The organism is Pseudokineococcus marinus (genome assembly GCF_013004605.1).
Classification (GTDB): Bacteria; Actinomycetota; Actinomycetes; order Actinomycetales; family Quadrisphaeraceae; genus Pseudokineococcus; species Pseudokineococcus marinus.
The window spans coordinates 1-4,478 of sequence record NZ_JABEMA010000259.1; the positions used below are offsets into that span (position 1 = coordinate 1).

3 protein-coding genes are annotated in these 4,478 nt (G+C 76.0%); all 3 read left to right on the forward strand.

Translation table 11 applies throughout. The features are described from left to right. Positions 1-337, forward strand: a 337-nt coding sequence (locus HLB09_RS13525) for a substrate-binding domain-containing protein (RefSeq protein ID WP_171203872.1), incomplete at its 5' end; no start/stop codon positions are given. Positions 338-401: 64 nt separating this feature from the next. After that, positions 402-1,415 (forward strand): LacI family DNA-binding transcriptional regulator, encoded by a 1,014-nt coding sequence (locus HLB09_RS13530; RefSeq protein WP_171203873.1) that lies wholly within the window; start codon positions 402-404, stop codon positions 1,413-1,415. A gap of 285 nt (positions 1,416-1,700) precedes the next feature. Next, positions 1,701-4,379: an alpha/beta hydrolase gene (locus tag HLB09_RS13535; RefSeq protein WP_171203874.1), complete on the forward strand. Its 2,679-nt coding sequence runs from the start codon at positions 1,701-1,703 to the stop codon at positions 4,377-4,379. Positions 4,380-4,478 lie beyond the last annotated feature (99 nt).

The following is a 4,478-nucleotide window of genomic DNA, read 5'->3' on the forward strand; positions in this document are numbered from 1 at the left end:
GGCCGTCGCCGCGCTGCTCGCCGCGGGCGCGCCGGTCGACGCCGTCCTCGCGCTCGACGACGCGCTGGCCGTCGGCGCCCTCCACGCCCTGGCCGAGGGCGGCCTGCGGGTGCCGGAGGACGTGGCGGTGATGGGGCTCGGGGACCTCGCGCCGGGGTGGGCCCGGCCCGCGCTGTCCTCGGTGGACCTGGGCCTCGACGACGTCGCCCGCACCGCCGTCGTGATGCTGCTCGAACGGGTCGCGGGCGCCGGGCCCGGCCAGGTGCCGCCCCGGCGCCACGAGGCGCCGTTCCGCGTGGTCGTCCGGGGCACGACCGGCGGTCCGGCCGGGGGGTGAGCCGCGGCGCGCGGCGACGGCGCCCGTCCGCCGCCGCGCGTGGCAGGGTGCCGCCGTGGTCACCATGAGCGACGTCGCCCGGGCCGCGGGGGTCTCGCCGATGACCGTCTCCAACGTCGTCAACGGGCGCTCGGGCGTCAGCGAGGCGACCCGCGCCCGCGTCGCCGAGGCCGTCAGCGCGCTCGGGTACCGGGCGAACGCCAGCGCGCGGCGCCTGCGTACGGGGCGCACCGGCGCCGTGGGGCTCCTCGTCCCCGAGGTCGCCGCGTCCTACTACACCCACCTGGCGGGCCGGCTGTCGCGGGGGCTGGAGCCGCACGGCTACCGCGTCGTCCTCGAGCGGACGGGAGCCACGCGTGCGGGGGAGGAGCGGGCCCTCTCGCCCGAGCGCCTGGGCGCCTACGACGCCGTCGCCGTCAGCCCCGTCGTCCTCGACGGCGAGGAGGTGCGGCGGGCCGTCGGCGAGCGGCCGTGCGTCCTGCTCGGGGAGCGGCCCCTGCGGGGCGCCCACCCCCAGGTGGCGATGGACGACGTCGGGGGCTCGGTCCTCGCCGTCCGCCACCTCCTCGAGCACGGCGCCCGCCGCGTCGCCGTCGTCGGGGGCCGCCCCGCCCGGGCGGGCGCCGACATGCCGAGCCTGCGCACCGAGGGGTACCGGTGGGCCCTGCTCGACGCGGGCGCCGTCGTCGACGAGCGGCTCGTCGTGCCCGTCAGCGCCTTCGACGCGCGCGGCGGCTTCGAGGCGACCCGGCGGCTCCTGGAGGGGGCCCCCGACGCCGACGCGCTCTTCGTCCTCACCGACGCCGCCGCCACGGGCGCGCTGCGCGCGCTCGCCGACCTCGGGCGCGACGTGCCGGGCGACGTCCAGGTGGTCGGCTTCGACAACGACGAGGGGTCCGCCTACACCGTCCCGCGGCTCACGACGGTGGACCCGGGCAACGCGGCGATGGCCGAGGCGGTCGTCGACCTCCTCCTCGCCCAGCTCCGCTCCGGGCCGGTGCCGGCCCGGCTGCTGCGCCCCAGCGGCGCGCACCTCGTCGTGCGCGAGTCGACCCGCGCGGTGGGCCCGCGCACCTGAGCGTCCGGCGCGCGCGTCCCGGGCCCCGACGGCGCGGCCTCTGAGTTGTCCGGTTCGGACCCCTTGACACGTCTCGTCCGACCGCAGCAGGGTACGGCCAGCGGCTTACGACGATGTAAGAGGCCAGGTAGACGCGGTATCGCGTTAAAGCAGTACCGCGCCAGAGGCAGCCGCTGCCACCGCCCCGACGCAGCACCCCGGTCGCGCCCTCGCGGGCGGCCCGGGGAGGGGGCGGGAGCCTCGACGGAGAGGAACCTTCGAGTGGACGCTGTGCAGGAGGACCAGGTGCGCGGAGCGCCCTGGCGCAGGGGGGTCGCCGTCGCGGCGGGGGCCGCGATGGTGCTCGGCGGCGTGGTGGCGACCGCCGCGCCGGCGAGCGCGGCGACGCCGTGGCTCGTCGTCGACGAGTCCGGTTTCGCCACCTTCACCGTGCCGGTGGGGGAGGTGGAGGAGTCGGTCGGCCGTGACGTCAGCCAGATCGTCGCGGAGGGCAACTTCGGCCCGTCGTCCAACTGGGCGGAGTTCGGCCTGACGCTCCGGGGCGACACGGCCACCGGCGTCGTCGGGCCGCTGGAGCCGGGCGCGTACTACTACCAGGTCACCGCGGACGACCAGTACACGGTGAAGGACCCGACGAACCCGACGAGCGTCGCGTCCGAGCCGGAGTGGTCGACCTTCGTCGTCGCGGGCGAGGGGGCCGAGCTTCTCGTCGACGCCCCGGAGGGGGCGCGCGGCGAGGTGCGCGAGCTCACCTACCGCAGCTCGGTGGCCGGCGAGGACCGGGCGGCGCTCGCGTGGACGCCGCCGGACTACGACGCGGAGCGGGCCGAGCCCTACCCCGTCCTGTACCTCCAGCACGGGGGCGGCCAGGGCTACCGCGACTGGGTCGAGGTCGGCCGGGCCGGGCAGATCCTCGACAACCTGTACGCCGCGGGCGACATCGCGCCCATGGTCGTCGTCATGGGCGACGGCAACGTGCGGAGCTTCCCCGACGAGCTGCTCCGCAACATCACCCGCGCGGCGGAGCGCCAGCTCAACATCAGCAGCGACCCCGCCCAGCGGGCTCTGGCGGGGCTCTCGATGGGCGGCGGGCAGGCGTTCGAGGTGCTCCGGTCCGACCCGGGGGCCTTCTCGCACGTCGGCACCTTCGGCGCCGGTCGCTTCGACCTCGAGGACCTGCCGGTCGAGGAGATCAACGCCGGCACCGACTTGCTGCGGCTCTACGTCGGCAACCAGACCGACATCGCCTACAACGACGTCCACACGGCCCTCGAGGCGCTCGACGCGGCGGGCGTGGAGCACCAGTTCGACGGCGCCAAGCCGGACGCCGGCCACAACTGGGACGCCTGGCAGGAGGACCTCGTCGACTTCTCCCAGCGCCTCTTCCAGGACGGGCGCTACCCGGGCCTCAGCCCCGGCCACGAGCTCATCGAGGAGCCCTTCACGCCGACGGCGCCCGAGGACGGGTCGACCCCCTGGATCAGCGAGGACGGCTTCGTCACCTTCGAGACCACGACGGACTTCGCCGACGCCGAGCACGTCACGGTGTGGGCGAACTGGGGCCCGAGCAACCTGTGGCTGCGGGTGGAGCTGTCGAAGGCGGGCGACCGCTGGCGCGGCACCGTCGGGCCGCTCGAGCCCGGCTGGTACCACTACCGCCTCATCGTCGACATGCAGTCGGTCAAGGACACCCGGAACCCGACGAGCGTGACGAGCGAGCCCACGTGGAGCCAGTTCCTCGTGCCGGGCGGGGCCGCGCGCGTCCTCACGCCCGTCCCCGAGGACGAGCGCGGGACGGTGCAGCCGATGACGTACGACAGCGGCGTCGCCGGCGAGGAGCGCACGGCGCTCGTGTGGACGCCGCCGGGCTTCGACGCCGACCGCGCCGAGCCCTGGCCGGTGCTGTACCTGCAGCACGGCGGCGGCCAGTCGTACACGGACTGGCCCGAGATGGGCCACGCCGCGGAGATCCTCGACAACCACCTCCGGGACGGGAACCTCGAGCCCATGGTCGTGGTGATGGGGAACGGTAACGTCGGCGACTTCACGACGGAGCTGCTCGAGAACATCGCGCCGGCGGCCGAGGAGCAGTTCGGCGTCAGCGACGACCCGCAGCGCCGGGCTCTCGCCGGCCTGTCGCGAGGCGGCTTCCAGACCCTGGAGGTGCTCCGCCAGCGCCCCGGGACCTTCGGCTACATCGGCGCCTTCTCGGCCGGCCTCTCCGGCGACGGCTCGGACCTCGACGTCGAGGCCGTCAACGAGGGCACCACGCTGCTGCGGCTCTACAACGGCAACGTCACGGACTTCACCTACGGGTCCGTGCGCTCGACGCTCGAGCTGTTCGACCGGCTGGGCGTGGAGCACGAGTTCGACGGGTACTACGAGGGCCCGCACGGCTGGGACACCTGGCAGCACGCCCTGGTGGACTTCGCCCCGCGCCTGTTCCGCCAGGCCACGGCGGACGACGGCGACGGCATCCCCGTCGAGGCCACCGTGCCCGAGGAGGCCGACGGCTTCCTCGCGCTGACCGTCGGCGGTGACGGCGGCGGCACCGCGCTCGGGGCGGCCTCCAACGCGGGCGACCGCCTCGTGATGGCGGGCCGCCTGCCCGACATCGCGGTGACGGACTCCCGCACCGACGCGCAGGCCGGCGACGGGGGCTGGGCCGTCTCGGGCCAGTCGTCCGACCTCGCCGGCCCGGGTGGTGCCCTGCCGGCCGGGCACCTCGGGTGGACGCCGCTCGTCGTGGCGGCCGCCGAGGGGGTCACGGCCGGACCGTCGGTCCGGACCGTCATGAGCGGCGGCGCCGGCCTGGCCGCGCCGCAGCGGCTCGCCGCGGCGAGCGGGTCCGACCGCGCCGGCACCGCCACGGTGACGGCGGACCTGCGGCTCGAGGTGCCCACCAGCACGCAGCCGGGGACCTACCGGGGCGCGGTCACCGTGTCCCTCTTCCCGGTCGACTGAGCTCCCGGTCGACCGAGGTCCCGATCGACAGAGGCCTCGGTCGACCGAGGGCGTCGCCCCGGGGCTCGTGGCGCGGCTGCTGCGGCAGTCGCGCCACGG

What these genes read in the sequence shown, in the direction of transcription:
- HLB09_RS13530 (WP_171203873.1), top strand. Translation starts at nt 402, where the DNA reads ATGAGCGACGTCGCCCGGGCCGCGGGGGTCTCGCCGATGACCGTCTCC.